This is a genomic window from Halorubrum sp. Ib24 (assembly GCF_002252745.1).
Taxonomy (GTDB): domain Archaea; phylum Halobacteriota; class Halobacteria; order Halobacteriales; family Haloferacaceae; genus Halorubrum.
Map to the genome: position 1 here is coordinate 1 of NZ_NHOX01000037.1, position 26,881 is coordinate 26,881.

A 26,881-nucleotide genomic window follows, 5' to 3' on the forward strand; every position below is an offset into this window, starting at 1 on the left:
CGCGCGTGCTCCTCGCGCCCGAAGGGCGCTCGGAGGCACGCGCCACCGCGGTTGTTGTTTACAACTGATCATCGTCTTCGCTTATTGATATTTAAATATCGTCTCGCCGATTCCGCGGCCCGGACACCGAGAATTATCCCTCGGTCGGTCGAACGGGGGATATGGCACTCGCGGACCCCGACCTCTCGGGCTCGACGGCGTTCATCACCGGAACGACCCGCGGCATCGGCAAGCAACTCGCGCTCGCGCTCGCCGGCCGCGGCTGTAACGTCGTCTCGACGGGCAAGACGACCGACGACGACGACTCCGAGCTGGCGGGGTCGATCGAGCGGACGGCCCGCGAGGTGCGCGACCGCGGCGCCGAGGCGCTCGCGCTCGAACTCGACCTCCGGGACGAGGACCGCGTCGAGGCGGCGGTCGGGGCGGCGATCGACCGCTTCGGCGAGGTCGACGTCGTGATCAACAACGCGAGCGCGATCCAGCTCGCGAACGTCGCCGACCTGCCGGCCGATCGGTTCGACCTCCTGACCGACGTGAACGTCCGCGGGACCCACCTCGTCGCGCACGCCTTCGCCGACCACCTCGCGGGGCTCGACGAGGCGTGGTTCCTGTCGAACTCGCCGCCGGTCGTGACCGACCGCTCGCCCGGGAAGGCGCCGTACGCGTGGTCGAAGCTCGGGATGTCGTTCATCACGCTCTCGCTGGCCGAGGAGCTGGCGAGCGACGACGTCGGCTGTAACACGTTCTGGCCGGTGACGACGATCGACACCCGCGCGACCCGCTACTTCGGGCTCGGGACCGAGGACGACTGGCGCACCCCGGAGATCGTCTCCGACGCGGTGCTCGAGATCCTCGCGCGCGACCCCTCGGAGTGCACCGGCGAGAGCTTCTACGACGAGGCGCTGCTCCGGGAGGCGGGCGTCACCGACTTCTCCGACTACAACCTCACCGAGGGCGACCCGGCGCCGATGTCGGCGCGGCTGTTCGACCCGTCGTTCGAGCGCGAGGCGTGACCTCGCCCCCGGTGCGGCGACGACGCGTCGCCGGCGCCGAAACCGCATGGAGGCCGTCGCGACCCGTCGTCACTCCGTGACCGCCTCCCGGAGCGCGGCGGGCGCCGCTTCCGGGTCCTCGGCGGCGGTGATCGCGGAGACGACCGCACCCCCGCCGCGCCGGCCGCGGCCACCGCGCCCGCGTTGTCGGCGTCGATCCCGCCGATCCCGATAACCGGGAGGTCGACCGCCCTCGCGATCTCCCGGACCCGCTCGGTCCCGATCCCGTCTCTCGCGTCCGGCACGTCCTTCGTGCGCGTCCCGTACACCGCCCCGACGCCGAGGTAGTCGGCGCCCGCCGCCGCGGCCGCCTCCGCCTGCTCGACCGTCGAGGTCGAGCGCCCGACGATCGCGTCGTCGCCGAGCTGTTCGCGCGCGACCTCGATCGGGAGGTCCGACTGCCCGAGGTGGACGCCGTCGGCGTCGATAGCGGCCGCGATGTCGACCCGATCGTTGACGATCAGCGGGACGCCGGCGTCGGCCGTGAGTTCGCGCAGCCGCGTCCCGACCTCGTACCGCTCCGCGTCGGGCGCGTCCTTCTCGCGGAGCTGCACGGCGTCGACGCCGCCCGCGAGCGCCGCCTCGACGACCGCCTCGGTGTCGCGGCCCGCCGACCGGCTCGACTGCGTCACGAGGTACGTCCGCCACTCAGTGGTATTCATTAGTTGTACCTTCGGGCGGTCGCCGTGAAAAGCTACCGTTCGAGCGACGGTCCCGCGCGGATCGGGACGCCCCCCGCGACCCGCCGCGGTGAACAGACCCAAGCCGCGCCGCCCCGTACCGACGGTGATGCGATCACGACTCCGGGCGGCGGCCGCCCGACTCCGTTCCGCGCTCTCGCGGCTCGGCTCGGCGACGGCGGACGGGCTCGACCGCGCCGGCGTCATCGACCGCGACCGGCTCGGGGAGACCCTCGACCTCGCGTGGCCCCGGGTCGTCACCGGGTTCGCGATCATGTCGAAGAACACGGTCGACCTGGCGGTCGTCGGGATCGCGCTCGGGGCGCCCTCCGTCGCCGGGCTGGCGTTCGCGTTCGCCTACTGGCAGCTCGCGAAGTTCGTCTCGATCGGGCTCGCCGGCGGGACGGTGTCGCTCGTCTCGCAGAACTACGGCGGCGGCGAGGGCGACCGCGCCGCGCTCGTCGTCAAGGCCTCTCTCCTCGTCGCGCTGGCGCTCGCCGCGCCCATCGTCGTCGGCTTCGTCGCGTTCGCGGAGCCCCTGATCGCCCTCGTCGGCGGCGAGGGGACCGCCCTCCGGGCCGGGACGGTGTACCTCGCCGTCACCGCGCCGGCGCTCGCCTTCGAGTTCTTCAACATGATCGCGAGCCGCACGTACGCCGGCGTCGGCGACACGTTCACGCCGATGGTGGTCCGGGCCGGGGGCGCGCTCCTCAACGTCGCGCTCACCGCCTGGCTCGTGCTCGGCGCCGGCCTCGGCGTGTTCGGCGCGGGGCTCGGCACCGCCGTCTCCGTCGCCGCCGTCGGGGTCGCGCTCTCGTGGGGGATGACCGGCCGGTCGTACTTCGGGCGCGGCGCCTCGCCGATCCCGATCGGGCGAGACGGCCCGTGGATCGACGCCGGCCTGGTCCGACAGCTCCTCCGGGTCTCCGCGCCCCTGATCGCTCGCCGCGTGGCCGAGGGCGTCGCCGTGTTCCCCCTGCTGTGGATCGCCTCCTCGTTCGGCGACGCCACCGTCGCGGCCCTCGAGGTCGGGCGGCGCGTCCGGGCGCTCCTCGGGAGCTTCAGCTGGGGCTTCTCCATCGCCGCGAGCACGCTCGTCGGGCAGCGGCTCGGCGCGGGCGAGGAGTCGCTCGCGACCGAGTACGGCCGCGACGTGATCCGGCTGTCGGCGGTCGTGTACGCCCTCGCGTCGGCGGTCGTCCTGCTGGCCGCCGACCCGATCGCCGGCGTGTTCGTCGACGACCCGGCGGCCGTGGCCGCGACCGCCGCCTTCGTCGTCGTCGCCGCGGTGTCCGCCTTCCCGCTCGGCGTCGACGGCTCGGTGACGGGGTCGCTCCGCGGTGCCGGCGACACCCGCTGGCCGTTCCTCGCGTCGATGGTCGGGCTGTACGTCGTCGCGCTCCCGGCCGCGCTGCTCGGGCTGGTGACGCCGCTCGGCGTCGGCGGGCTGTACGCGGCGGTGATCGCCGAGAAGCTGGTGCCGGCCGGGTTGAACCTCGCGCGGTTCCGCTCGGACCGGTGGCAGGCGGTCAGCCGGCAGTACCGGCCGGACGCGGCGGAGGGCGACGCGTCGACAGACTAACCGAAACGGCTCTCGCGGGCCGACCCGTCACTCGTCGTCGGCGACCGATTCGAGGACCTCGACGCTGCCGGTGAGCTGCCGGTGGACGTACGGCATGTCGATGCCGGCCTCGTCGAACGCCTCCTTCACCGCGGTGACGTACTCCGAGCGCACCCGGACGAAGTCGCCGCGGTCCGGGTCCGAGATCCACCAGCGCGACTGGAGCCCCACGGCCGAGTCGCCGAGCTCAACGAGCCGGACCGAGACGCCCGGGTCGTCGAGGATCTCCTCGTGCGCCCGCGCCTTCTCCACGATGATGTCGGTCGCCTGCGCGATGTCGTCGTCGTAGCCGATCCCGAAGACGAACTTCTGGCGCAGTGTCTCGTAGGCGACCGGGTTGGTGACGGCGCCGTTCGCGAGGTCGCCGTTCGGTACCGTGATCCGCTCGTTGTCGAACGTCCGGACCCGCGAGACGCGCAGGTCGATGTCCTCGACGCGGCCGGCGTTCCCGTCCCACTCGATCCAGTCGCCGACCTCGAACGGCTTGTCCTTCAGGATGAATATCCCGGCGACGAAGTTGCCGAGGAGGTCCTGCGCGGCGAAGCCGACCGCGAGCGCGAGGGCGCCGCCGAAGACGGCGAACGCCGAGAGGAACGCTCCGTAGCCCGCCATCGTGAATCCGATGGCGATCGCCGCCACCCAGACGACGGCGTTCGCCACGCTCGACCCGAGGCTGAGAACGGCCTCGTCGAACCCTCGCGACCTCAACACCCGTTTGACCGCCGGCACGAGCACGACCTTGCCCAGCAGCAACACGCCCACGAACCCGACGAGGAACAGGGCCACCGAGAAGAGGATCCCCGTCAGGGCCGCGCTCAATCCGAACCCGCCGAACTGTAGTGGTAGCATCACGCACCCATTCGGAGAGGTATTTAAAGAAGCTACTGGCAGCGCAGTTGTTTATCCCGGGTCCGTCGCCCGGTTCGGAGCCGCACGCGACCCGCGAACCGGGGTCCGCTCAGTCGCCGCGGACCGCGAGCGGTCCGTCGCCGCGGGCGACCCCGCGAAGCCGCCGCCCGTGGACGTCGTCCGCGCGGATCCGGTCGATCACCGCGGAGGGGAGCCACCCGTCGCGGCCCGCCGGCGAGCGGGCGGGGTCGACGCCCGCCGGTCGGAGGTCATCCGGGAGGTACCGCGCGTAGGTCGGGAGCCGCTCGCGGAGGGGCATCCCGCCCGCGTCGGCGACCGCCCGGAGGCCGTCGAGGTCGGGCCACTCGTAGGCCGGGTTGATGTAGTCGTCCGTCACCGGCGAGACGCCGCCGAGGTCGTCTATCCCGCAGTCGACGAGGTCGGCCGCGGGCGAGAGGTTCGGCGGGACCTGTACCGACACCTCCGGGGGGAGCGCCGCCCGGGCCATCGCGACGACGCGGCGCATCGTCCGGAGATCGGGCTTCGCGAAGTCCGACCGCTCGTTCGGGACGACGTTCTGCACGATCACCTCCTGAACGTGGCCGTGGCGCTCGTGGAGCCGACGTATCGCGAGTAGGCTCTCCGCGCGGTCCCGCCAATCCTCGCCGATGCCGACGAGGATCCCCGTGGTGAACGGGACGCCCCGCCGGCCCGCACCCCGGATCGTGTTGAGCCGCTGGCCGGGCGTCTTTCGGCGGCCCCCCGAGTGCGCGTCGACGTCGGCGGTCGTCTCCAGCATGACGCCCATCGAGGCGTTCACCTCCCGCAGCTCCGCGAACTGCGCCTCCGTGAGGTCGCCGGGGTTCGAGTGCGGGAGCAGCCCCTCCTCCAAGGCGATCTCGCAGGCGCGATACAGGTAGTCGTGGACCGAGTCGAACCCCCACTCGTCGAGCGTCTCGTGGATTTCGGTGTACCGGTCGTCCGGCTCGTCGCCGAACGTGAACAGCGCCTCCGTGCAGCCGGCGTCGGCGCCGACTCGGCAGCGCTCGCGGACCTCCGCCGGCGAGAGCAGGGAGGCCTCGCCCGGCACGTCGTAGTAGGTGCAGTAGGTACAGGTGTACCGGCAGGCGGTCGTCAGGGGCACGAAGACGTTCCGGGCGAAGGTGAGCCGCTCCGCGGGGTCGACGTCGGCGGGCGTCACCGAGAGCAGCCGCTCGACGCGGTCCGCGTCGATCGAGAGGTCGATCCCGTACTCGCCGGCCGCCGTGAACACGTCCGCTTCTCACGCTCGCGGTTCAAAAAGGATCGCGGTCCCGGATCCCTCGCGCCCGTCGGCTTCGCGCTCGACGCCCCGGTCGCTCGGATGCGGTCCGTCCCGGCTCACTCCCGTTCGACGCCGACCCGCCCCTCCGTCGCGTCGAGCGCGAAGCCGGCGTCGCGGAGCCACCGCGCCGCCCTGCCGCCGCTCCCCTCGTCCGCCTCGGCGTGGATCAGCAGTTCCGCGAGGTCCGCCGGCTCGTCCACGTCGGTCGCGAGCCGGTGGGAGTCGACCACCGCGACGCTCGCGCCGACCTCCGCGGCGATCCGCCGGTGGTCGAGGTAGGAAGCGCCGTGGTAATCCACCCGAAACGCCGGGTGGCTCGCGACGAAGGCGTTCGTCCCGCCGCCGCGACCGGGCGCGATCGCGACGTCGGCCTCGCGACCGGCCGCGAACAGCTCCCGGAGCGCCTCGGGCGTCGCGAGCGCGAGGTCGGCCATGACGACCGCGACGGGCGTCGCGTCCTCCGGAGAGTCGTCGACCCGCGCGTCGAGCGCCGCGTTGACCGCGTCGGTCAGCGGCCGCTCGTCGACGTCGACGGGGCACGCGAGGTCGGCCTCGACCGGGCCGGTGGCGAGCACCCGCGGGTCGCCGTCGGCGGCCCGGACCGCGTCGAGCACGTCGCGGAGCATCGCCCGCGCGAACGCCTTCCGCTCGTCCGGGTCGAGGACGGCGGAGAGCCGCGACTTGGGGCGGTCGGTCGAGAACGGGACGAGGACCTCCATCGGGAGGGTCGCCCTAGAACAGGGATTCCAGCTCGTCGCTGTCGTCGCTGACGAGCTCGTCGAGGTTCTCGTCGCTCTCCTCGCGGATCTCGTCCAAGTTGTCCTGCGCCTCGATGGCGACCTGTTGGAGCTCCTTGATCCGCGGGACGTTCGTGACGCCCGCCAGCAGGATCACCGTCGCGACGAAGCCGGCGCCGCGGTACGGGTAGTCCCCGCCGCGGACCTCCATCGAGCCGGTCTGCTCTTCGAGCCACTTCCGCCCGCGCTCGATGCCCTTCCGGTTGAGGTACTCCGGCGGTCCCGCGAGCACGAGCAGCGCGCGCTCCGCGCCCTCGATCTCGCAGGGCAGCGTGAGCCGCCCCAGCGCCGCCTTGCGGACGAGGCTGGTGATGCGGTTCGTGGTGTGCGCGCTGTCGAGCTCGTCTCCCCCGTCGTCGTTGCGGAGCCGCGAGAGCAGTCCCCCCGAGCTGCGCTCCTCGACCTCCTCCTCCGCGTAGCCGACGGTGGAGACGCCGCCCCCGGAGAGCGTGTTGATGATCTCCGAGGAGTCGACGACGCTCTCGGCGACCTCCTGCCCCTGCTGGATCTCGCCGGCGCCGAAGAGGATGCCGAACCGCCGGACGATCTCCTCGTTGATCTCCTCGTAGCCGCCCTGAACGGACTCGCCCGTCTTCCGCCAGGCGTCGTTGTCGAACACCATCAGGTTGTCCACCTCGCGGACGAACGTCTGGAACGAGCGGGCCGCGTTGAGGGTGTAGATCCCGCCCTCGTCGCTACCCGGCAGGACCCCGAGCCCGTAGACGGGCTCGGTGTAGATCCGCTTGAGGTGTTTCGCGAGCACCGGCGCGCCGCCGGAGCCGGTACCGCCGCCGAGCCCGGCGACGACGAGGAACGCGTCGACCTCGTGGACCGGGATCGAGTCGATGGCACCCTGCACCTCGTCGATGTCCTCCTCGGCGATCTCCGCGCCGAGCTCGTTGTCCGCGCCGACCCCGTGGCCCTTCACCCGGGACTGCCCGATGAGTACGCGCTGGCTCTCGGCGACGTGCTCGAGGCCCATCAGATCGGCCTTGGCCGTGTTGACGGCCGCGGCCGCGCGGACGATCTCCGATCCCGTCCGCTTGTCGTACTCCAGGAATTTGTCGACGACTTTCCCCCCCGCCTGTCCGAATCCGATCATTGCAAGTTTCATCGTGTGCTCCCTCGGCCTTTGAAAGAAACAGAACGTGAAGGCATATTTAAGCCTTCGGTTGCCGTTACCATCGCTGATAGCCACCTGAGTGACACGAACGGCGCCGCGACTTCGGTGTCGTCGCCCGGATCGCCGTCCAGTCCCCCGATCGACCCCGTCATCGCACGCCGAGGTGCGCGCCGAGCGTGGTCAGTTCGCCGGGGTCGACGCCGAACGCGGCGACGTCGTTGTCCGCGGTCGTGTTGTCGAACTGTAACGACCGGTACTGGTCGGGCCCCATCGGAAAGCCGGGCACGGCGCCCAGCACCGACAGGCCGATTTTGGCGAGCGGCATCGGCAGCGGGACGATGGTGACGCCCTTGCGTTCGGCCTCGTACACGAGGTCGGTCACCTGCCGGAGCGTCAGCGTCTCCGGGCCGCCGATCTCATAGGTCTCGCCGACGTGTTCCTCCTCCTCCAGCGCGTCCACCAACATCGGAACGAGGTCCTCGACGTGGATCGGCTGGAACCGGGTCTTCCCGCCGCCGGGAAGCGGGTACAGCGGAAGCCCCGGGGCGAACATCCCCTTCAGCCGCTTGGTGAACGAGACGAACTCCCCGCCCTCGCCGAAGACGACCGACGGCCGGAAGATCGTCCAGTCGAGGCCGCTCCGGCGAACGATCTCCTCGGCCTCCCCCTTCGCGCGGATGTACGCCGTGTCGCCGTCGGGGTCGACCCCGAGCGCGCTGAGCTGGAGGAACCGGTCGACCCCGCCCGCCTCGGCGGCGTTCACGAGGTTCTCCGTGCCGCCGCGGTGGATCCGGTCGTGCATCACGTTGCCGCCCTTCGGCTCGAACAGCGGCGAGAGCGCGACCAGATTCACCACGGCGTCCTGCCCCTCCACCGCCCCGGCGATCGAGTCGTAGTCCGTGACGTCGCCCCTGACGACGTCGACGCCCTCCGGCGTCTCGCTCCCCGAGCGGGAGAGGGCGGTCACGTCGTGGCCCCCCTCGGCGAGCGCGCGACAGAGGTACGACCCGATGAACCCGGTCCCGCCTGCTACCAACACCTTCATGCGCGGAGTAATGCGAGGAGCCCCCGTAAACCTACCGCGATGTCGGGCGGCGCGCGGAGCGGTGTCGCGGTTTCGGCCTCGGCGGCCGGCCTCACTCCAATCTCGTTCAGGACCGGGATCAGACCTCGTTCCGTGCTCGCGTCCGCCTCACTCCGAGTCGCTCTCCGGCACGGTCAACACCGGCACCGGGGAGGTCCGGACGGTGCGCTCGGCGACGCTCCCGAGCAGGTAGCGCTCGACGCCGGTCAACCCCCGGGTGCCCATGACCACGAGGTCGACGTCGTGGTCCGCGATATACGACCGGATCCCGCGGGCCGCCGACGAGCCGACCTCGACGCGTTCGACCGTCTCCACGCCCGCCGCCTCGGCGACGGCGACGGCGTCCGCGACCGTCTCCTCGGACGCCGACACGAGCGCGTCGGTGCCCGAGTACGCCTCGGCCCCGATGGTCCCGACGTCGACGACGGAGAGCACGTGGAGCGTCGCCCCGCTTCGCGCCGCCAGCGCCACGGCGCGGTCGAGCGCCTCGACGGCCCGATCGCTCCCGTCAGTCGGCAGGAGCACGTTCCGGTACGGGTACCGCGGCGCCCCGCCGTCGGGCCGGAGGCTGAGCACCGGGACCGGCGACCGGCGCACGACGCGCTCGGTCGTGCTCCCGAGGAGTAGTTGGTCGAGGCCCTCCCGCCCGCGCGTCGGCATCGCGACGAGGTCGACCTCGTGTTCCGCCGCGTACGCGACGATCGTCTCGCCCACGCCGCCCTGGAGCACCGCCGTGACGGTCTCGACGCCGCGGTCAGCGGGCCGCTCCGCGGCCGCGTCGACGACGTCCTCGCCCTCGCGTTCGAGCACGTCGACCACGTCTCGACCGACTCGCGTGACGCTGTCGTGGGTCGTGTCGGCGACGTTGAGCACGTGGACCGTCGCGTCGTGGTCCGCGGCCAGGTCGAGGACGTGGTCGAACGTCGCGTCCGCCCCGTCGCCGCCGTCGGTCGGGAACAGGATCCGGTCGAACATGCGCGGAGAGTCGCGGCCGACCGATAAAAAACGCCCGCGCCCGTCGACCGGTCACGCGCCGCCGTCGCCGCCGGCTCCCGGTCTCCCGCCGCCCGCTCCGTCGCCGCCGTCGATCGACGCTATCCGCACCGTCGAGATCCGGGCACCGTCGACGGCGGTGACCTCGAAGCGGTGGCCGCCGGCCTCGGCGACGTCGCCCGATTCCGGCGTGCGGCCGAGCCGGTCCAACACGAGCCCGCCGAGCGTGTCGTACCCGTTGCCCTCGAGGTCGGTCCCGAGCGCGTCGTTGACGACGGAGAGGGAGACGGAGCCGTCGGCCTCGTACGCGCCGCCCTCCCGCGTGCGGATCGTGTGCTCGCCGCGCTCGGTGTCGAACTCGTCGCGGAGGTCGCCGACGAGCGCCTCCGCGATGTCCTCGACGGTGACGATCCCCTCGAAGGCGCCCCACTCGTCGACGACGGCGGCCATCTGCCGGCGCTCCTCCCGGAACTGGACGAGGAGGTCGCCGATCGCCGTCGTCTCGGGCACGACGACGATCTCCCGCGCGAGGCCGGCGGCCGTCGCCGACTCGTCGCCGTCCTCGCCGGCGCGCAACACGTCCTTCACGTCGACGAAACCCACCACGCGGTCGGCGTCCTCGTCGGTCACGACCGGGTACCGAGTGTGTCCCGCCTCCAGCACCGTCTCGCGGATCTCGGGGAGGGTCAGCTCGGCGGCGAGGGTCACCACGTCCGGCCGCGGCACCATCACCTCCCGGACGACGGTGTCGTCGAGCTGGAAGACGCCCTCGATCATGTCGACCTCGCTGGGGTCGACGCGGCCGGCCTCGCCCGAGCGCGCGAGGACGCGCCGGATCTCGCGTTCGCCCATCGTCTCGTCGGTCTCCGACGCGGGCGGGATCCCGATGGCGCGGGTGAAGGCGTTCGCGGCCCCGTTGAAGACGACGATGCCGGGCGAGAACATGTAGTAGGAGAGCTTCATCGGCGGGGCGAGCATGAGCGCCATGCGCTCGGCCTGCGCGATGGCGATCGTCTTCGGCGCCAGCTCGCCGAACACCACGTGGAGGAAGGTGATGACGCTGAACCCGATCGCGAACGCGACGAGGTGGACCGCGCTCTCCGGGAGCACGGACCCGAGCACGGGCTCGATGAGCGCGGCCACCGCGGGCTCGCCGATCCACCCGAGCCCGAGCGACGCGAGCGTGATCCCGAGCTGCGTCGCCGCGAGGTAGTCGTCGAGACTCCCCATCACGTCCTGGAGCGCGCCCGACCCGGGCCGACCCTCGGCGGCGAGCTGTTCGACCGAAGTGGACCGGACCCGGACGAACGCGAACTCCGACGCGACGAAGAAGCCGTTCAGCACCACCAACACCAGCGCGCCGAACACGCGACTGACGGAGACCGCGACGGCTACCATCGATGCCTCCCTGTCGGTCGCGGCGCGGGAGCGTGGCTGGTCATGACGGTAGTTCGTCAGCGGGTCACTAAAAAGGGGCACGTCCACGCCCCCGGAATCTGGAGGGCACGTCGCGCTCGCGGAACCCGGACCGTTTATTCCCCGGCGCGTCCGAGCGCGACCATGCTGATCACGCTGGAGGGGCTCGACGGGAGCGGGAAGACGACCGTCTGGGAGGCGCTCCGCGAGCGCTACCCCGACGCGACGTTCACCCGGGAGCCCACCGACAGCTGGTACGGCGAGGCGGTCGACCGGTCGATCGCGGCCGACGACGCCGATCCGCTCGCGGAGCTGTTCCTGCTGACCGCGGACCACGCGAACCACCTCTCCGGGACGATTCGGCCCGCCCTCGCCGACGGCGACCTCGTCGTCTCCGACCGCTACTCCGACTCCCGCTTCGCTTATCAGGCCGCGACGCTCGACGCGAGCGACGTCGCGCTCGGCGGTGTCGACCCCCTCGAATACATCCGACGCGTCCACGAGCCCTTCTCGCGGCCGCCCGACGCGACGGTCTACCTCGACCTGGACGCCCGCGCCGCCGCCGAGCGCGCGGGCCGCACGAACAAGTTCGAGCAGGACGGTTACCTCGCCGCGGTCCGCGACAACTACGAGCGGCTGATCGAGGCGGAGCCGGACCGGTTCGTCCGCGTCGACGCGGCGCGGTCGCCCGAGGACGTCACGGCCCGCGTCGCGGAGGTCGTCGCGGACCTGGTCGAGGAGTAGGTCGCCGCCCGCGTGATTTCGTCCGGGTCGTCCCCCTACTGCGTGTCCGGCAGCTCGTACTCCTCCGGCGAGGGCACGTAGAGGTAGTCGATGGCCGCGCCGAGCACGACCGGGAGGAAGACGAGCAGTCCGAACAGGACGGTCGTGCTGCCGAGGTTGACCCCGGCGCCGACGTTGAGCGCGCCCGTGAACACGAGCGTCGAGATCAGTAGGAGCATCGGTGTCAACACGATCGTGTACACCACCGACCCCCACGACGTCGACAGCCGAAGCCGGAAGAAGCGGGTCGTCACCCCGGCGACCAGCGTGTGGAACGCCACGAGGGCGAGGAGGCTGACGAACCCGATCAGCGCGAGCATACCTCCCGTACGGGCTCCCGGCATTTGCCCCTATCGCCCCGGCGCTGCCGGCGGCCGATCCGCGAGCGTCCGCGGCCGATCCGCGAGCGTCCGCGGCCGATCCGCGAGCGTCCGCGGCCGATCCGCGAGCGTCCGCGGCCGGTCCGCAGGCGTCCGCGGCCGGTCCGCCCTGACTCCCAGTTAAACCGCGCCGTCGTTCCCCTGCTGACGCGCCGCCGACAGGAGTCCCGCGACGGGGTCGACGTACTCGTAGCCGGGGATCACGCCCTGCACGTAGGTCCCCTCGACGAAGTCGATGAGCGCCCCCGCGTCGTCGACGCCGCGTCGCTCGTTGATATCGGTCAGCTCGAACTCGACGGCGATCTCGTCGTCGCCGACCGCGACGGTCGGGTCGAACTCGCGGTCGCCGCGCGTCACGCCGCCGACGTCGACGACTCGGAGCTCGAACGTCTCGGTCCACCCCTCCTCGACCACCTCGGCGACCTCGCTCGCGGTCGCCGCCGAGAAGGTCGGCACCCGGACGGTCACCGCGAACCGCACTCGGCCGTCCTCGGCGGGCTCGGCGCGCACCGTCCCGTCGAACGCGGTCGTTTCGGAGGTCCACACGCCCGCGTCGTCCGCGGGCTCGAAGGAGCCGTGGTCCGCGAACGCGCGTCGGACCCGCCCGGGAAGCTCTGTCTCGCTCATACAGAGAGGGAGGCGCGGCGCGAACAAAAGCGCGTTGCGTCACCGGTAGTGGCACGCGAAGCCGATACTGGTGCGCCTTTGTGTCCGGACGGTGAACGCCGGGTATGGCAGCGCAGTTCCTCTCGACCGAGGCCCTCGTCGACGCGCTCGCGGACGCCTCGTTCGACCGTCCGCCGGCCCTCGTCAGCAACGCCCACGTGACCGGACTCGGCGTCGCCCGCGCGCTCGACGCCCACGGCGTGCCCGTGATCGCGCTCGACCGCGCCGGCGACGGGGAGGGGGTCGGCGCGGCCGACGCCGACTCCGACGGCGTCGACGCGGTCCGCCACGACGGCCTCGCCCCGCCCTCGGACGCCGTCGACTTCGCGGGCGCGGTCACCTACCCCCTCGACGACCTCGACGGGTTCCGCGACGACGTCGAGGCGGTCGTCGACGCCGCGGGCACAGAGGCGGTCGCGTTCGGGTGCATGGACGAGTGGGCGCTAGCGTACGTCGAGGCCGATCCCGACGGCGTCCGGCTCCCCTTCGCCGGGATCGACACCCTCGACGACGTGTTGAACAAGTCGTCGCTGTACGCGACCTGCGAGGCGCTCGGCGTGCCGTACCCCGAGACGTACCGGCTGAGGGAGACCGCGTCGGCGGCGACGCGCGAGCCGGACGCCGGGGTCGACGAGGCCGCCGCCGCGCTCGGCTTCCCGCTGGTGGTGAAACCCGAGCTCAAGCGCGACTTCGAGGAGGCGTTCGGCACCAACGTGATCGAGGTCGCCGACCGCGGGGAGTTCGAGGACGTCGTGGCGGCCGCGAGCGACGAGGGGATCGCCGTGATGGCCCAGAAGCGCGTCGACATCGCGACGGGTCGGGACCACTCGCTCGCCTCCTACGTGCCGCCGTCGGGGACCGGCGACGCGCTCGCGGTCGTCGGCAACGCGGCGGTGCGGTACCCCCAGCAGTTCGGCACGTCCTGTCTGGTCGAGACGGCCGACGAGCCCGCGATCGCGGAGCGCGCGCTCGCGGTGCTCGACGACGCCGGCTACCACGGGATCAGCGAGGCGGAGTTCGTCTTCGACGCCGACCGCGAGGAGTACCTCCTGCTCGACGTCAACACCCGCCCGTGGAAGTGGATCTCGATGCCCGTCGCCGCGGGGGCGAACCTCCCGATGGCCGCCTACGCCGCGGTCACCGACGCGGCGTACGAGTCCGGCGGAACCGAGCCGACCCGGTGGGTGTCCCTCCGAGACTACCTCTCGCTTCTCGCGGGCGACGACGCCGCCTGGGACCAGCTCTCGACCGCCGACTGGCGGCGGCTCGTCTCCGGCGCCTTCGAGCGCGAGGGCGACCTGACGACCGGCGTCTACCGGCCCTCCGACCCCGCCCCGGCCGCGAAGCTGTTCGAGACGGCGTTCGTCGACCGCGACTACTACTGCTCCTGTTGAGGCGACGGGCGCGGCGGTCGTCCCGCCGCGGCGAGCGGTGAACTCCCGCTCGGCGGCTCCGCCGAGTACGCGTCCGAGGGGCCCACTCGTTCGGTACGCGTCCGATGGGCCCGCTCGTTCGGTACGCGTCCGAGGGGCCCGCTCGTTCGATTCGATCGAAGCGGCCCTTACCGCTCGCCCCGACGCGGGACTCGGCCTCCCCGACGGAACGAGCGCGCGGGCGACTGCGTAAAGCCTACCAGCACGCCGACCGCTACGTTACACTCCCTCCCTCCGTCTCATGACGAACGCCCTGCAAACCGCCTTCTTCGTCTTCTCGACGGGGATCGTCGCGACGGTCCTCATCGGGCTGCGGTCCCGGAACCTCCAGGCGGTCGTGAACGGGGTCGCATCCGCCGTCGCGGCCGCCCTTCCGACGTTCACCGAGTTCGTATTCGCGCTCACAAGCGGGGCGGACGTCGCGTTCGGCCCCGCGCTCTCCGCGTGGATCGCCGTCGCGGGGTTCCTCCACATGCTGGGGATGCTGGGGTGGTACGACACCGTGCGGTGGTGGGACCACCTCACACACAGCGTCTCCGCCGCGCTCGTCGCGGCAGTCGTCTACGCGAGCCTCCGGGCCCCGTCCGCGCTCGGATCGCAAGTCTCGGGCCCCTACGCGGCCATTTTCACAGTCCTGTTCACGCTCGGCGCCGGCGTCTTCTGGGAGTTCATGGAACTGGCCGCCCGCGACCTCGGCGAGTACATCGACAGACCGCCGGTGCTCGAGTACTACGGGCTCCGCGATACGGTGCTCGACATGACGTTCAACGGGGTCGGCGCCGTCGTCGTGGTCGCGTTCGACGTCCGCGTGTTCGTCTCGGACGTCGAGCAGGTCCCGCGGGCCGCTGAAACGGCCGTCGTCGGAGGGAGCGTCCTCCTGTTCGTCGGCGCGCTCGCTCTCGGATTCGCCCTCGAACGGATCCGAAACGGCGCGACGAACTCCGACTGAGAACGTGGTGCCGCTGAAATCAGCGACACCGACACGAACTTCGCGTCGAAAACGGGTTACGACGTCGACGGCGACATCTGGATGTTGAGGCTCTTCTGGACGAGCTGGGTGAACGCCATCGAGCACAGGAAGTACCAGAGGATCCACATCTGGATCGGGCCGACGATGCCCGTGTCCCACGTGACGGTCCCGGCGAGCGGCACCACCAGCTCCTGCGCGGCGACCTCGGGGTACGCGGAGTCGGAGCCGCGGTAGCCGATCACCCAGAACATCCACAGGAACGCCGGGATGGTGAGGAACATGATCCACACCATCGGGCGGAACTGCTCTTTGAACATCCCGAGCTGGTCGCCCATCGCGTCCATCTGCTCCTCTTGGATGGCGTCGAGCGCCTCGTCGTCGTCGCGCTCTTTCGCCTCCTTACGGCGGTCTTGGATGTCCTTCATCCGCTCTTGGTACTGGCTCATCTTCTCCATGTCCATGAGCCCCGCCCGAAGCAGCGTGGAGTACAGCCCGGTCCCGAGCGCGATCACCATGATGACGACGTAGAAGGGGACGAGGTTCAGCAGGGGACCGAGGACGATGTCGATCGCCCCCGCGATCGCGTCCCGGACGGGACCGACGGCGTAGCCGACGAAGGCGCCGACCGTCGCGACGGCGGCGAGCTTGTCCCACTTCGTCCACGACGTCGTCTCCGGGGTCTCGACGTCCCCCCCGTCGTCTCCGTCGTTCTCGTTCATCCCCGCCTCGATCTCGTCGGGGTCTGCGAGCGCGAAGCCGCGTTCGCCGTCGACGAGGATCTCCTTCTCGATGAGGCGGCCCCACTGGCCGCTGGTGATCTCGTCGCGGACGTCGACCCACTGGACCTCGCCGTCGGTGGCGCGGTCGAGGACGATCTCTAAGGCGTCCCGCATCTCGCCGTCCTCGTCGACGAGCGAGCGGACTCTCCGTTCGACCTTACTCATTATCGGTCGGTTAGCGGCCGACGGTTAAGAACCTTGTAGGATCGAGGCGCGGGTCGCCCCGCCGAACGCGCGCTCTTACGCCTCGACGACGTCGCGGATCCGGTCGAAGACCTCGTCCGGCGCCGCCTCCCCGTCGACCTCGACGAGGACGCCCTCGTCGCGGAAGTGGTCGACCACGGGCTCGGTGTTGTCGTAGAACACCTGGAGCCGCTCGCGGGCCGTCTCCTCCGTGTCGTCCTCGCGCTGGACCAGCTCGCCGCCGCACTCGTCGCAGACGCCCGCCTCCTCGGGCGGCTGGAAGTCGACGTGGTAGTTCGCGCCGCAGTCGTCGCACACCCGGCGGCCGGTGAGCCGGTCGACGAGCACCTCCTCGTCGACGGCGAGGTAGATCACGGCGTCGAGGTCGGTGATCTCCGAGAGGTACTCGGCCTGGTCGAGGTTTCGCGGGTAGCCGTCGAGGACGAACCCGTCGGCCTCGTCGAGCGCGGCCCGGACGATCTCGTTGACGACCGGATCGGGAACGAGTTCGCCCGCCTCCATGAACGAGCGCGGCGTCCCGTACTCCGTCTCCATGTCCTTGTTCGCGCGGAGCGCGTCGCCGGTCGTGACGTGCTCGACGCCGTACTCCTCGGCGAGCTTCGCGCTCTGCGTCCCCTTTCCGGCGCCGGGTGCCCCCAACAGAAGGATCCGATGGCTCATACCCGAGCGCTCGCTCGCCGCACGTAAAGGCTTGAAGATCCCGGCGAGCGATGGGACCGGGACGGCGAGACGCTCGGCGGACGCGCCGGCGGGGCTACGCCCCGTCCCCGTCGCCCTCGTCCTCGTCGCCATCGTCCTCGTTCAGCCGGAGCCCCATCTCCAGCTCGAAGCTCTCGGCGTTGGAGGTCTCGAACCCGATCTTCTTGATCAGCGAGACGGCGGCGCGGTTCCACCGCTCGACGGTGAGCCACACCTTCCGGACCCCCTCGGCCTGCCCGTAGCCGAGCAGTCCGCGGATGAGGTGGGTGCCGATCCCGGCGCGCTGGTACTCCTGATGGACGAAGATCGCCAGCTCGTAGGCGTCGCCGTCGGGCACCAGCGTCGCGTGGCCGGCGACCTCGTCGCCGCACCACGCGAGCACGTTGTAGCAGTCGTCGCCGAGGATCGCGTCCAGCCACTCTCGGATGCGCTTCTCCCCGCCGGGGGGGATTCCCTGTGCGCGGTCGGACGGGTCGAAGGCGTCGTACATCGCGACGAGCGACTCGTAGGCGTCCTCGGTGTCTTCGTACGGTCGGATCTCGACGGTCCGGTCCTCCCGGTCGGTGAACTCCGTGGGAGGGGCGGGGAAGCCGTCGGCCACCGTCTCCGGGTAGCGTCGATCGCTCATCTGACCAGCGTGACCGATGTCTTGGCGTTCAACAGTACGAACTCGGCTATCGGTCCGAGCGTGATCTTCCCCATCGGGCTCGTGTGCCCGCCGCCGAGGACGATCGCCTCGAACTCCTCCCGCTCGGCGATCTCGACCAGTCGGCTCCCGGGATCGCCCTCGACCCGTCTCACGTCGGCGTCGATCCCGGCGTCGTCGATCGCCTCCCGAGCGCGCTCCATCACCTCCGCCTGGGCGACCGCCGAGTCATCGTTGTCGACCACCGCCACCGTGAGGTCGTCGTTCGCGACCGCCGCGCGCTCGACGGTCCGGTCGAGCGCGCGGAACGAGTCGTCGCTGCCGCCGATCCCGCAGAGCACCTTCATACGACCCACGTCCACACGACGGTACAAAAATGGATCTCCGTGGGGGCGGTCCGGCGTCGCGGGGGCGCGGCCGCCGCTTCCAGCGACAACCCTTTTGTCCGGGGGTCAGGTTGATACGGACATGAACGACCAGCCCGGTCCCGCGTCGGACGACGCCGACGCCGGGTCGGACCCCGCCCGCGAGCCGTCGACCGACGACGAGGGGGCTCCGGGGCCCCTCGACGAGGCCGCCGCTCCGAGCGACGCCGCCGGCCCCTCGACCGACGGGACGGGCGACGTGACGCCCAGTGAAGGCGACGCTTCCGACGGCGACGCCTTCGATGACGGCGCCTCCGACGGCGATACCGCGGACGACGAGACGCCCGACGTCCCGCCGGAGGTCCGCAAGTACGAGCGGTTCAAGAAGATGGACGGCGCCCGCTACGAGCGGGTCAACGACTTCCTCCGCGACCGGACGTACGTCACGGCCCGGGAGTGGGCGATCGCTCGGCTCTGCGCCGACTTCCGAACCGAGACGGGCGTCGAGATGACGAAGATCGGCGAGAACCTCCCGGAGCTCGTCCCGTTCATGACCGACACGTACACGCCGCAGGCGGTCAACCAGGCGCGCTACTCCTTCGAGGAGAAGGTGACGAAGGCGGGCGCGACGTTCCTCTACGGCGCGATGTCCGGCTTCTTCACCGCCGAGGACTTAGACGAGATGATGTACGAGGTGACGGAGGTCGCGAAGTTCCTCCTGGAGGTCGAGGGGGTCGACCTCGCCGTCGCCGACGAGCTGGAGGCCGAGGACAAGATCAGCGAGGTGATGCGCGAGGTGCGCGCCTCCTCGGCCGGCCTCCGCGGCGAGGAGGTCCGATGTCCCGAGTGCGGGCACGTCCACGAGCCGGCCGAAGAGTAGAAGTGAAACGGATGGAGCGATTCCCGGAGGCGCTCGGCGGCCTTCCCGACCCGGTGCTGATCGTCGACACCGACGGCGTCGTCCGCGCCGACAACCCCCGCGTCGAGCCCGTGCTCGGCTACGGGCCGGCGGAGCTGGAGGGCACCGACGTCGAGCGGTTGCTCTACGACGCCGGCGGCGGCTCGGCCGGCGCCGAGCTGTACGGCCACGTCGCCGACCCGGAGCCGCGGTCCATGGCCGCGAGCCTCGACCTGACGGCGCGGCGGCGGGACGGCACCGAGATCCCCGTCACGATCAGCCTCGGTCCGTTCGAGAGGGCGGGCGAGGCGTACCTGGTCGTCACGGTCGTCGACGTGCGCGAGGAGCGGGCGCGACAGGCGGAGCTCCGGCGCCGAACGCGGACGCTGGAGTCGCTCCACGAGGCGACGCAGGACCTCCTGAAGACGACCGACCGGGAGGTCGCCGCGGAGGCGGCCGTCGAGTACGTCGAGGAGGTGCTCGGCCACCCGATCGCGGGGATCTGGCTGTACGACGAGAGCCGGGACGCGCTGGAGCCGCACGTGTGGACCGACGCGGCCGACGAGGTCGTCGGCGAGCACCCCGTCTTCTCGGCCGACGGGCGGAGCATCTCCTGGCAGGTGTTCGACTCCGGGAAGCCGGAGTACGTCGCCGACATCCGGACGGACCCGGACCGGTACAACCCCGACTCGCCCATCCGGAGCGAGCTCGTGCTCCCGCTCGGGCGCTACGGGGTCATCAACGTCGGCGCCACCGAGTCCGACGCGTTCGACGATTCCGACCTCGCGATCGCGCGGATCTGGGCCGCGACGGTGACGATGGTGTTCGTCCGGATCGAGCGGGAGCGACAGCTCCGGGCCCGCGAGGCGGAGGTCGCCCGCGAGCGCGATCGGCTCGAGGAGTTCGCCAGCCTCGTCTCACACGACCTCCGCAACCCCCTCAACGTCGCGGCCGGCAACCTCGAACTGATCCGTACTCGACTGGAGGGTGAGCGAGCGGTCCCGCCGGAGCTCGAGACGGTCGCCCGATCGCTCGACCGGATGGGCGCGCTCGTCGATGACATGCTGACGCTCGCCAAACAGGGCACCGCGATCGACGAGACCGAGGCGGTGTCGCTGTCGGCGCTGGCCGAGGAGTCTTGGGCGAACGTCGACACGGCCGACGCCGAGTTGGTCCTCGCCGACGACCTCCCGCTCCGGGCCGACCGGAGCCGGCTCCGGCAGGCCGTCGAGAACCTGTTCGCCAACGCGGTCGCTCACGGCGGCGCGGGGGTCCGCGTCGAGGTGGGCGCGCTCGACGCCGCCGGCGAGCCCGGCTTCTACGTCGCCGACGATGGGCCCGGTATCCCCGATGCGGTGCGCGACGAGGCGTTCGACGCGGGCGTGTCGACCGACGAGGACGGGACCGGATTCGGGCTGAAGATCGTCGCGGAGGTCGCCGACGCGCACGGCTGGTCGGTCGACTTCGTCGACGCGACGGGCGGGGGCGCGCGCTTCGAGTTCCGGGGGGTCGAGGCGGCGGACGCCGCCGACCTCCCGGCGGACGGCGGCGCCGACGGCGACGCCGGCGACTGACCGCGACGACTGACCGCTCAGATCCCCTCGAACGACGGGAGGTGCCACGCGGAGACGCCGCTCTCGCCGACGATGACGTCGACGTTGGGGCCGCGGTCGGCGCTCGGCAGCCCGACCTCGATCCGGCCCTGTCCGGTGACGCCGTCGTCCTCCATGCTGGCGGTGACGCGGTAGCCGCCGCGGACGTCGGTGACCTCCAGGAGCTCGACCGCGCTCTCCGGATCGAGCTCGACCGTCGTCGAGAGGACCGGGCCGTCGCTCTCGTCGGTGATATCGCCGCCGACGCCGCCTCCACCGTCCGCAGCGCTCCGCCGGACGACCGTCACGACGAACTCGCGCGGGTCGTCGGTGACGTTGCAGAGCCGGACGCCGAGCGGCGGGGACGCGGTCTCGTCCGGCGGACGACCGGACGCGCCGGTTCCGACCCGCCGCCGCTCGACCGGCATCCGGAGCGTCCTGTCCGGGGCGACGAGGTACGGCACCGGTCGACCGTACAGCTCCCCCACGGACCGGGCGCCGTCGTCCTCGTAGTAGGCCGTACCGGCGTGCTGAGCGGTCGCGAAGTGCTCGTCGCCGGCGGCGTGGTCGAACGTCGCCACGGCGTCGACGGTCACCTCGCTCGCCCCGTCCCTCGCGTGGCGGTTGTGTGCGTGAACCTCTTCGTACTCGGCGACGTACGCCGCGACCGACTCGGGCGTCGGGTCCGCGGCGCGCTCCGGGAGGTCGCGCTCGGCGACCCGCCCGTCGCCGAGCGTGACGAGGTCGGTGCACCCGGCGAGCGCGCTCGCCGCCCCGCCCGCTCCGACGAGGAACGCGCGTCTGTCCATACACCTTCTTCCTCTGACACCTCAAAAGGCCCCCGATGACACAAACGCGCGTTTGTGCGTCGCTCGGGGCGTCGCGTTCGGGTCGCGTCCCGTCGTGCCGCGGTGCGCTATTTATAAATCGAGCGCGTGGTGCGTCACCGCGTCGACGCCGGTCGCCCCGTCGGCGTCCGCCCCGACGTCGAGGGTCGCGACGCGGAACTCGTCGTCCGCGCCGTCGACCGGGATGGGCAGGCCGCCGGGGTTCACCCGGACCGTCCCGCCGCGCTCCTCGACGCCGTGCGCGTGGGTGTGGCCGTGGAACACGTAGTCGTAGTCGCCGCAGTCGACGAGGGCGTCGACGACGACGCCGCTCGTTCCGTGGGTGACCGCGACGTCGACGGCGCTCCCGTCGCCCGCGCTTTCGGCACCCCCGTCGCCGGCGCTTTCGGCCCCCCCGTCACCGAACGAGAGCGTTCCGGCCTCGCCGTGGTAGGTGCCGAACGCCTCGACGGTCGTCTGCACCGCCCACTCCCCGTCGTTGTTGCCGCGGACGGCGTGGAAGTCGAAGCCCGCGTCGGGGTCGTCGCCGCCGACGTCGAACGGGGTCACGGAGAAGGGCGCGACGAAGTCGCCGCAGTGGACGACGGCGTCGACGCCCTCGCGGTCGAACAGCGCTACGGCCGCCTCGACGGCGGCGAGGTCGTCGTGGGTGTCGGAGACGATGCCGACGCGCATGGGTCGCTTCGACGGTCGCGACCCGCGATAATAAATGTCGCCCGACGACGCGCAAACGCTCTGCGATACATAAATGAACTGACCGGCGACCGCGTTCTCACGATCCGTGGATCCCGTCTTCTTTTTAAGACCGTTCACCATTCATGTTCGGTCATGGCGAGAAACGGGGACGACATCGGTCGACGCACGGCTTCCAGACGCGGGTTCCTCTCGGCGGCCGCGGCGCTCGGAACGGTCGGGCTCGCGGGCTGCGGCGCCCCGCGGGCCGAGAGCACCGCGGCGGCGGAGAACGCGGCCGGCGGCGGCGAGGCCGCGGCCGAACAGGTCGCGGAGTGGTCCGGGAGCGACGCCACCGGCGTGGAGACGGACCACCCGTACACGACGCCGCGGACGACCATCGACCTCGACGAGCGGGACGGCGCGATCACGGTGTCCACGACGCCGTGTCGTCACCGGTTGCTCGGCGACGAGACGAAGGGCGGCCCGTGGGAACTGCCCGAGGTCTGGGCGTGGCAGACGCCGGACACGGACCCCAGCGTTCCCGGCCCGCTGCTCCGGGTGACCGAGGGGACCGAGATGGAGATCACCTACGACAACACCGAGCACAACCGGCCGCACACGTTCCACGTCCACGGGCTCTCGAAGAACTGGATGGACGACGGGGTCCCGACGACGACCGGCCAGCAGGTCGCCCCGGGCGAGGAGCACACCTACGAGATCACCGCGAACCAACCCGGAACGCACCTGTACCACTGTCACTACCAGACGCAGAACCACCTCGACATGGGGATGTACGGCATCCTCCGCGTCGACCCCGAGGGGTACGAGGCGCCCGACAAGGAGGCGTTCATGACGATCAAAGACTGGGACACGCGCCTCTCCGCCTCGATGGCCGGCGGCGACGTCTCGTTCAGTCATCGCGACCGCAACCCCGACGCGTTCACCGTGAACGGTCGCTCCGCGCCGTACACGTTCCACCCCGAGCAGGGGTCGCCGCTGATCGTCGAGGAGGGGGACCGGGTGCGGATCCACTACGTCAACGCCGGCTACGAGTCGCACGCGATGCACACCCACAACCACGGGTTCACCGTCGTCGAGAAGGACGGCGGCGTCATCCCCGAGGCCGCCCGGCACCGCGAGGACGTGATCCCCATCGCGCCCGCGGAGCGGAAGACGATCGAGTTCACCGCCGGCGCCGACCCCGGCGTGTACGCGCTCCACTGCCACAAGGTGAACCACGCGATGAACGGCGACACCTACCCCGGCGGCATGATCGGCGGGATAGTGTACGAGAGCGTCACGGACACCGAGCAGTTCGCGTCCGTGATGGAGATGGCCGGCTACGAGGCCTGACGGCGTCCAGCTACGAGGCCTGACGGCGTCCAGCTACGAGGCCTGACGGCGTCCAGCTACGAGGCCTGACGGCGTCCAGCTACGAGGCCTGACGACGGCCCCCGTGGAATTCTCTGGGTCGGCCGCCCGGTCAGGCCGAGTCGACGCCGGAGGCGATCTCGGGCGACTCCGACTCGGCACCGGCTTCGTCTCCCCCGCTGCCTTCGCTCTCAGCCTCCCGACGGTTACGGACGGTCAGCGCCGCGAACAGGGCGAACCCGATGGCACGGAGCGTCAAGTCGAGCAGGAGCGCGTCGACGGAGACGCTCACGCCGACGAGTCCGAGCGCGTCGAAGACGGTCTCGGAAAGCAGTCTCGGCGCCATCAGCAGCAGCGAACTGAGTGCGAACACGGCCCGACCGGTGCGGCCGACGCGCGTGTACAGCGTTCCGATGACGGTCGCGCCGAGCGCGATCACCCCGAGGAAGACCCCGACGACGGGAACGACGATCTCGGGGATCGAGTAGGAGAGCTCGGCGAGGTCCTGGAACCCGATCACGCGGTACCGTTCGCGGAGCGGCAGATCGGCGGCGTTCGCCTTCTCGCGCAACAGGACGATCCCCGGTGCGAGGACGAACGCGAAGGGGACGATCGCCTTGTTCAGCGAGAGCGAGAACGCCTTCACGCCGGTCTCGAACGGGTCGGACTTGGCGACCCCGCTGGCGGCGTACGCCGCCACGGCCACCGGCGGCGTGATGTCGGCGATCACGCCGAAGTAGAGGATGAACAGGTGGGCGGCCAGGAGCGGGATGCCGAACTCCACGAGCGGCGTCGCGAGCATCGAGATGAGGATGATGTAGGTGACCGTCGTGGGCATTCCCATCCCGAGGATGATGCTCGAGACGGCCGTCACGAGCAGCATGATCACGATCGATCCGCCCGAGAGCGCCAGCAGCAGCGAGGTCAGGTTCGGACCGAGCCCGGAGACGCTGATGACGCCGGGGATGATCCCCGCGGCCGCGACCGCGACCACGACCGGGACCGCGGTGCGCGCGCCCTGCTCCATCGACGTGACCACGAAGGTGCCGAGCTTGAACGGCTGGCTGTCCTCCAGGTCCCGGCCGGTCCGGTCGCCGACCGTCTCGGCGGCGTCGCGGACCGAGGGGTTCAGATCGAGCAGCGACGCGTCGAGGTCGGGCTTGGACAGCAGCGTGAGCACCCCCGCGAGCATCGCGTACCACTCGATCCCCCTGAACAAGGCGCTGACCGCCTCGGCGGGCGGGAGCCCAGCACCGCCGGATCCGGTGACGAGGCCGACGACGTTCACGCCGGCCACCGCGTAGCTCGCCAGCTCGACGCCAACGATCGCCGCGAAGACGGCGAGGAGGCGGAGCCGCGTCTCCTCGCTGTACGCCGAGACGAGCGCGATCAGCCCGACGAGCGCCACGAGCGTGAACCACGCCGACCGGGAGACCGAGAGCCGCTCGATGATGAGGTAGTAGAGGAGGAGCGCGATCGGGACCAGGTAGAACCAACCGCGTTTGAGGTGGCTCCAGAGGTCCACGGTGTCCTCGCCGGCCACGCCGCCGATCCCCGCCTGGACCGCCTTGAGGTGAACCATCACCCAGACGCCGAAGAAGAAGACGATCGCCGGGATCGTCGCGATGATGATGATGTCGGCGAACGGCGTCGCCGTGTACTGGACCATCAGGAAGGCGGCCGCACCCATCACGGGCGGGAGAATCTGCCCGCCGGAGGACGCGGACGCCTCGACGGCGCCGGAGAACTCGGGCGAGTAGCCCGACCGCTTCATCAGCGGGATCGTGAACGCGCCGGTCGTGACTGTGTTGGCGATCGACGACCCCGAGATCGTTCCCATGAACCCGCTGGCGAGGATGCTCGCCTTGGCCGGGCCGCCTTTGCGGCCCCCGGTGAGCGCGTACGCCAGGTCGATGAACCACTGGCCCGCCCCGCTCATCTCGAGGAACGACCCGAACAGGATGAAGATGTAGATGAAGCTCACCGACACCGTCACCGGAATGCCGAACACACCGTTCTCGGTGTTGTACCAGAGGTTCTGAACGATGTCCGGCCAGGTGAGTTCCGGGATCGCGAGCAGCCCGAGGAAGGGCGTGCCCGTGCTGATGAGGTACCCCCAGCGGGCGTAGACGATGAACGTGGCGACGATGATCATCAGCGGGAGGCCGAGCGTCCGGCGGGTGGCCTCCAACACCAGCAGGACGCCGGTCACGCCCAGGATCATCGCGTAAGAGTATTCGCTCACGAAGGGGACGCCGCCGAGCAGCGGTTGGAGGAACGCGTACACCTCGGTGATCGGTCGTCCCGAGTCGACCCCGAAGACGCGCATGTTCTGGATCTCGGCGAACTCCGTCAGGAAGTAGAACGCCGACAGGAACGCCGCGACGATGAACACCAGGTCGACCGGAGCCACCCGGTCGCGGTCGGGGTCGAGGAACGCCCAGCGCACCCCCGCCCGACCCCGTTCGAGCAGCCGCGTGACGGGATTCTCCTCACCGAGGCGCCGGGACGCCGCCGGCGCGATCCGACCGAACGCCTGCGCGACGAACCCGTCACCGGTGCTCACCGGGAACAGCAGGAAGGTGAGCACGAGCGCGAAGGCGACGTGGATCGCGTTCGCCTGCAGGAGCTGGAGCGAGACCTGCCAGGGGGCGAGCGAGATCCCCGCGAACTCGACGGTCGGGAGCCAGACCGTGAAGGTGAAGCTCCGCGCGGCGAGGAACAGCTGAAATACCGAAAACGCGATCCCGATCGCCGCGACCGCCACCGCGGCGGCCCCTCGCAGCGATCGGCGGCGCTCGATCTCCTGGATCAGCTCGTCCGCCTCCTCGCGGGAGATCTCCTCGTCCGTCCCGTCGTCAGGCGGGGCGCCAGTGCCCGGGTCGTCGCCCCCTGGCCCGTTGCCCTCGGGGCCGCCGTCGTTCGGGTCGTCGATACCGCCGTCCGTTCGATGGGTCGTGGTCATTGGATCATCTCGAGAGGCGACCGTCGTTCGATGTGTAATCTCACGTCGTTGCCGTCCGTCACCGCGACGAGGTCGTATCGCCGGTCATCGACGATCAGCGTGTGGTCGGCGATCCGCCCCGGCGAGACGGAGAGCTCGTCGAGCACCGTGATCGGCTCGTCGGGCTCGTAGACGAGCGTCCCGTTCACGTTCGTGACGTTGACGCGCGCGGGCAGCCCCCACCCGTAGGACTCGAACTCCATCCGGGTGTTCACGAGCGTCTCCCCGTCGACGCGGTACTCGTCGTACACCCGGGACTTCTCGACGCTGTGGGTGTACTCGAGGGCGACCGTGCTCCCGTCGCTCACCTCCGCCGTGACGTACCGCTCGCCCGTCTCGATGTCCTCGACGACGAGGACGGCCCCGACCGGAGCGGTCGCCGCGGCGACGGCGATCGCGAGCACGCCGATCGCGAGGATCGCGGCACCGACGTTCGGCTGAGAAAGGCGGCCCATGTCTTCGAGTGATTCCGGTGGTGTCGAGTTCGGACAGCTCGTGAAGCAGTTTCAAACAGGGCACGACCGGCCGTCGGCGGCGCGGTCCCCCGCGATCGACCGGGGCGCGTCCCGCAGTGGAACCGATACGACTCGCCCGCGGCTCCCTCCGAGCGGACGGCCCGCGTCGGGGCC

General features: G+C 71.0%; 25 protein-coding genes and 1 pseudogene. 8 read left to right on the plus strand and 18 right to left on the minus strand.

Going from position 1 to position 26,881, the window contains the following annotated elements; translation table 11 throughout:
- Positions 1–161: 161 nt before the first annotated feature.
- Positions 162–1,013 (plus strand): SDR family oxidoreductase, encoded by an 852-nt coding sequence (locus DJ82_RS09510; protein ID WP_094581673.1) that lies wholly within the window; start codon positions 162–164, stop codon positions 1,011–1,013.
- A 69-nt stretch (positions 1,014–1,082) separates the two neighbouring features.
- Here DJ82_RS09510 and thiE read toward each other — a convergent pair.
- Positions 1,083–1,714 (minus strand): annotated as a pseudogene (gene thiE / locus DJ82_RS09515) (thiamine phosphate synthase).
- Positions 1,715–1,841: 127 nt separating this feature from the next.
- On the opposite strand from thiE, the gene DJ82_RS09520 reads away from it, so the two are divergent.
- Positions 1,842–3,314, plus strand: a complete 1,473-nt coding sequence (locus DJ82_RS09520; protein ID WP_094581674.1) for an MATE family efflux transporter — start codon at positions 1,842–1,844, stop codon at positions 3,312–3,314.
- Between the two features lie 27 nt (positions 3,315–3,341).
- Here the strand turns inward: DJ82_RS09520 and DJ82_RS09525 are convergent, their stop codons facing one another.
- The 7 genes from DJ82_RS09525 to DJ82_RS09555 form a co-directional block, all read right to left on the minus strand.
- Positions 3,342–4,202 (minus strand): mechanosensitive ion channel family protein, encoded by an 861-nt coding sequence (locus tag DJ82_RS09525; RefSeq protein WP_094581675.1) that lies wholly within the window; start codon positions 4,200–4,202, stop codon positions 3,342–3,344.
- A 109-nt stretch (positions 4,203–4,311) separates the two neighbouring features.
- Positions 4,312–5,475 (minus strand): 7,8-didemethyl-8-hydroxy-5-deazariboflavin synthase subunit CofG, encoded by a 1,164-nt coding sequence (cofG, locus tag DJ82_RS09530; RefSeq protein ID WP_094581676.1) that lies wholly within the window; start codon positions 5,473–5,475, stop codon positions 4,312–4,314.
- 107 nt (positions 5,476–5,582) lie between these two features.
- Positions 5,583–6,245 carry a 2-phospho-L-lactate guanylyltransferase gene (cofC, locus tag DJ82_RS09535; RefSeq protein ID WP_094581677.1) on the minus strand — a complete coding sequence of 221 codons (663 nt, stop codon included), beginning with the start codon at positions 6,243–6,245 and terminating at the stop codon, positions 5,583–5,585.
- A gap of 13 nt (positions 6,246–6,258) precedes the next feature.
- Positions 6,259–7,437, minus strand: coding sequence for a tubulin/FtsZ family protein (locus DJ82_RS09540; RefSeq protein ID WP_198948051.1), 1,179 nt, complete (start codon positions 7,435–7,437; stop codon positions 6,259–6,261).
- Positions 7,438–7,594: 157 nt separating this feature from the next.
- Positions 7,595–8,491, minus strand: a complete 897-nt coding sequence (locus DJ82_RS09545; RefSeq protein ID WP_094581679.1) for a complex I NDUFA9 subunit family protein — start codon at positions 8,489–8,491, stop codon at positions 7,595–7,597.
- A 147-nt stretch (positions 8,492–8,638) separates the two neighbouring features.
- Positions 8,639–9,505 (minus strand): universal stress protein, encoded by an 867-nt coding sequence (locus DJ82_RS09550; protein ID WP_094581680.1) that lies wholly within the window; start codon positions 9,503–9,505, stop codon positions 8,639–8,641.
- A 51-nt stretch (positions 9,506–9,556) separates the two neighbouring features.
- A complete protein-coding gene (locus tag DJ82_RS09555) occupies positions 9,557–10,921 on the minus strand; it encodes a hemolysin family protein (RefSeq protein ID WP_094581681.1) in 1,365 nt (454 codons plus the stop codon).
- Between the two features lie 162 nt (positions 10,922–11,083).
- On the opposite strand from DJ82_RS09555, the gene tmk reads away from it, so the two are divergent.
- Positions 11,084–11,683 (plus strand): dTMP kinase, encoded by a 600-nt coding sequence (gene tmk, locus DJ82_RS09560; protein WP_094524698.1) that lies wholly within the window; start codon positions 11,084–11,086, stop codon positions 11,681–11,683.
- Positions 11,684–11,718: 35 nt separating this feature from the next.
- Here tmk and DJ82_RS09565 read toward each other — a convergent pair whose 3' ends face one another.
- A complete protein-coding gene (locus DJ82_RS09565) occupies positions 11,719–12,042 on the minus strand; it encodes a hypothetical protein (RefSeq protein WP_094524699.1) in 324 nt (107 codons plus the stop codon).
- A gap of 180 nt (positions 12,043–12,222) precedes the next feature.
- Positions 12,223–12,729 (minus strand): DUF5813 family protein, encoded by a 507-nt coding sequence (locus DJ82_RS09570; RefSeq protein WP_094524700.1) that lies wholly within the window; start codon positions 12,727–12,729, stop codon positions 12,223–12,225.
- Between the two features lie 104 nt (positions 12,730–12,833).
- On the opposite strand from DJ82_RS09570, the gene DJ82_RS09575 reads away from it, so the two are divergent.
- Positions 12,834–14,162 (plus strand): carboxylate--amine ligase, encoded by a 1,329-nt coding sequence (locus DJ82_RS09575; protein WP_094581682.1) that lies wholly within the window; start codon positions 12,834–12,836, stop codon positions 14,160–14,162.
- A 280-nt stretch (positions 14,163–14,442) separates the two neighbouring features.
- Positions 14,443–15,150, plus strand: coding sequence for a hypothetical protein (locus DJ82_RS09580; protein ID WP_094524702.1), 708 nt, complete (start codon positions 14,443–14,445; stop codon positions 15,148–15,150).
- Between the two features lie 56 nt (positions 15,151–15,206).
- Here DJ82_RS09580 and DJ82_RS09585 read toward each other — a convergent pair whose 3' ends face one another.
- From DJ82_RS09585 to DJ82_RS09600, 4 genes are all read right to left on the minus strand, one after another.
- On the minus strand, positions 15,207–16,115 hold the full coding sequence (locus tag DJ82_RS09585) for a DUF106 domain-containing protein (RefSeq protein WP_094524703.1): 909 nt from the start codon (positions 16,113–16,115) through the stop codon (positions 15,207–15,209).
- Positions 16,116–16,190: 75 nt separating this feature from the next.
- Positions 16,191–16,814, minus strand: coding sequence for an adenylate kinase (locus tag DJ82_RS09590; protein ID WP_094527412.1), 624 nt, complete (start codon positions 16,812–16,814; stop codon positions 16,191–16,193).
- A gap of 94 nt (positions 16,815–16,908) precedes the next feature.
- Positions 16,909–17,481 carry a GNAT family N-acetyltransferase gene (locus DJ82_RS09595; RefSeq protein WP_094581683.1) on the minus strand — a complete coding sequence of 191 codons (573 nt, stop codon included), beginning with the start codon at positions 17,479–17,481 and terminating at the stop codon, positions 16,909–16,911.
- On the minus strand, positions 17,478–17,846 hold the full coding sequence (locus DJ82_RS09600) for a universal stress protein (protein WP_094524176.1): 369 nt from the start codon (positions 17,844–17,846) through the stop codon (positions 17,478–17,480). Before DJ82_RS09600 ends, DJ82_RS09595 begins: the two co-directional genes overlap by 4 nt.
- Positions 17,847–17,967: 121 nt before the next feature.
- Between DJ82_RS09600 and DJ82_RS09605 the strand changes: the two genes are divergently transcribed.
- Both DJ82_RS09605 and DJ82_RS09610 read left to right on the plus strand, forming a co-directional pair.
- A complete protein-coding gene (locus DJ82_RS09605) occupies positions 17,968–18,744 on the plus strand; it encodes a DUF5806 family protein (RefSeq protein WP_094524175.1) in 777 nt (258 codons plus the stop codon).
- A gap of 11 nt (positions 18,745–18,755) precedes the next feature.
- Positions 18,756–20,336: a GAF domain-containing protein gene (locus tag DJ82_RS09610; RefSeq protein ID WP_094581684.1), complete on the plus strand. Its 1,581-nt coding sequence runs from the start codon at positions 18,756–18,758 to the stop codon at positions 20,334–20,336.
- 17 nt (positions 20,337–20,353) lie between these two features.
- Here DJ82_RS09610 and DJ82_RS09615 read toward each other — a convergent pair whose 3' ends face one another.
- Positions 20,354–21,163: a hypothetical protein gene (locus DJ82_RS09615; RefSeq protein WP_094581685.1), complete on the minus strand. Its 810-nt coding sequence runs from the start codon at positions 21,161–21,163 to the stop codon at positions 20,354–20,356.
- Between the two features lie 111 nt (positions 21,164–21,274).
- Positions 21,275–21,877, minus strand: a complete 603-nt coding sequence (locus DJ82_RS09620) for a metallophosphoesterase family protein (protein WP_094581686.1) — start codon at positions 21,875–21,877, stop codon at positions 21,275–21,277.
- 153 nt (positions 21,878–22,030) lie between these two features.
- Between DJ82_RS09620 and DJ82_RS09625 the strand changes: the two genes are divergently transcribed.
- Positions 22,031–23,230: a multicopper oxidase domain-containing protein gene (locus tag DJ82_RS09625; RefSeq protein WP_094581687.1), complete on the plus strand. Its 1,200-nt coding sequence runs from the start codon at positions 22,031–22,033 to the stop codon at positions 23,228–23,230.
- 130 nt (positions 23,231–23,360) lie between these two features.
- On the opposite strand, the gene DJ82_RS09630 is transcribed toward DJ82_RS09625, so the two are convergent.
- The gene (locus DJ82_RS09630; RefSeq protein WP_094524170.1) at positions 23,361–26,213 is read right to left on the minus strand and encodes a TRAP transporter permease; all 2,853 of its coding nucleotides are present in this window, start codon (positions 26,211–26,213) and stop codon (positions 23,361–23,363) included.
- The gene (locus tag DJ82_RS09635; protein WP_094524169.1) at positions 26,210–26,707 is read right to left on the minus strand and encodes a DUF1850 domain-containing protein; all 498 of its coding nucleotides are present in this window, start codon (positions 26,705–26,707) and stop codon (positions 26,210–26,212) included. The genes DJ82_RS09630 and DJ82_RS09635 overlap by 4 nt, the downstream gene beginning before the upstream one ends.
- Positions 26,708–26,881: the final 174 nt, after the last annotated feature.

What these genes read in the sequence shown, in the direction of transcription:
- DJ82_RS09600 (WP_094524176.1), bottom strand. Translation starts at nt 17,846, where the DNA reads ATGAAGGTGCTCTGCGGGATCGGCGGCAGCGACGACTCGTTCCGCGCG.
- DJ82_RS09550 (WP_094581680.1), bottom strand. Translation starts at nt 9,505, where the DNA reads ATGTTCGACCGGATCCTGTTCCCGACCGACGGCGGCGACGGGGCGGAC.
- DJ82_RS09590 (WP_094527412.1), bottom strand. Translation starts at nt 16,814, where the DNA reads ATGAGCCATCGGATCCTTCTGTTGGGGGCACCCGGCGCCGGAAAGGGG.
- DJ82_RS09540 (WP_198948051.1), bottom strand. Translation starts at nt 7,437, where the DNA reads ATGAAACTTGCAATGATCGGATTCGGACAGGCGGGGGGGAAAGTCGTC.
- DJ82_RS09630 (WP_094524170.1), bottom strand. Translation starts at nt 26,213, where the DNA reads ATGACCACGACCCATCGAACGGACGGCGGTATCGACGACCCGAACGAC.
- DJ82_RS09580 (WP_094524702.1), top strand. Translation starts at nt 14,443, where the DNA reads ATGACGAACGCCCTGCAAACCGCCTTCTTCGTCTTCTCGACGGGGATC.
- DJ82_RS09525 (WP_094581675.1), bottom strand. Translation starts at nt 4,202, where the DNA reads ATGCTACCACTACAGTTCGGCGGGTTCGGATTGAGCGCGGCCCTGACG.
- DJ82_RS09570 (WP_094524700.1), bottom strand. Translation starts at nt 12,729, where the DNA reads ATGAGCGAGACAGAGCTTCCCGGGCGGGTCCGACGCGCGTTCGCGGAC.
- DJ82_RS09555 (WP_094581681.1), bottom strand. Translation starts at nt 10,921, where the DNA reads ATGGTAGCCGTCGCGGTCTCCGTCAGTCGCGTGTTCGGCGCGCTGGTG.
- cofC (WP_094581677.1), bottom strand. Translation starts at nt 6,245, where the DNA reads ATGGAGGTCCTCGTCCCGTTCTCGACCGACCGCCCCAAGTCGCGGCTC.
- tmk (WP_094524698.1), top strand. Translation starts at nt 11,084, where the DNA reads ATGCTGATCACGCTGGAGGGGCTCGACGGGAGCGGGAAGACGACCGTC.
- DJ82_RS09595 (WP_094581683.1), bottom strand. Translation starts at nt 17,481, where the DNA reads ATGAGCGATCGACGCTACCCGGAGACGGTGGCCGACGGCTTCCCCGCC.
- DJ82_RS09510 (WP_094581673.1), top strand. Translation starts at nt 162, where the DNA reads ATGGCACTCGCGGACCCCGACCTCTCGGGCTCGACGGCGTTCATCACC.
- DJ82_RS09565 (WP_094524699.1), bottom strand. Translation starts at nt 12,042, where the DNA reads ATGCTCGCGCTGATCGGGTTCGTCAGCCTCCTCGCCCTCGTGGCGTTC.
- DJ82_RS09545 (WP_094581679.1), bottom strand. Translation starts at nt 8,491, where the DNA reads ATGAAGGTGTTGGTAGCAGGCGGGACCGGGTTCATCGGGTCGTACCTC.
- DJ82_RS09635 (WP_094524169.1), bottom strand. Translation starts at nt 26,707, where the DNA reads ATGGGCCGCCTTTCTCAGCCGAACGTCGGTGCCGCGATCCTCGCGATC.
- DJ82_RS09585 (WP_094524703.1), bottom strand. Translation starts at nt 16,115, where the DNA reads ATGAGTAAGGTCGAACGGAGAGTCCGCTCGCTCGTCGACGAGGACGGC.
- DJ82_RS09605 (WP_094524175.1), top strand. Translation starts at nt 17,968, where the DNA reads ATGAACGACCAGCCCGGTCCCGCGTCGGACGACGCCGACGCCGGGTCG.
- DJ82_RS09520 (WP_094581674.1), top strand. Translation starts at nt 1,842, where the DNA reads ATGCGATCACGACTCCGGGCGGCGGCCGCCCGACTCCGTTCCGCGCTC.
- DJ82_RS09575 (WP_094581682.1), top strand. Translation starts at nt 12,834, where the DNA reads ATGGCAGCGCAGTTCCTCTCGACCGAGGCCCTCGTCGACGCGCTCGCG.
- DJ82_RS09620 (WP_094581686.1), bottom strand. Translation starts at nt 21,877, where the DNA reads ATGCGCGTCGGCATCGTCTCCGACACCCACGACGACCTCGCCGCCGTC.
- DJ82_RS09610 (WP_094581684.1), top strand. Translation starts at nt 18,756, where the DNA reads ATGGAGCGATTCCCGGAGGCGCTCGGCGGCCTTCCCGACCCGGTGCTG.
- DJ82_RS09615 (WP_094581685.1), bottom strand. Translation starts at nt 21,163, where the DNA reads ATGGACAGACGCGCGTTCCTCGTCGGAGCGGGCGGGGCGGCGAGCGCG.
- DJ82_RS09625 (WP_094581687.1), top strand. Translation starts at nt 22,031, where the DNA reads ATGGCGAGAAACGGGGACGACATCGGTCGACGCACGGCTTCCAGACGC.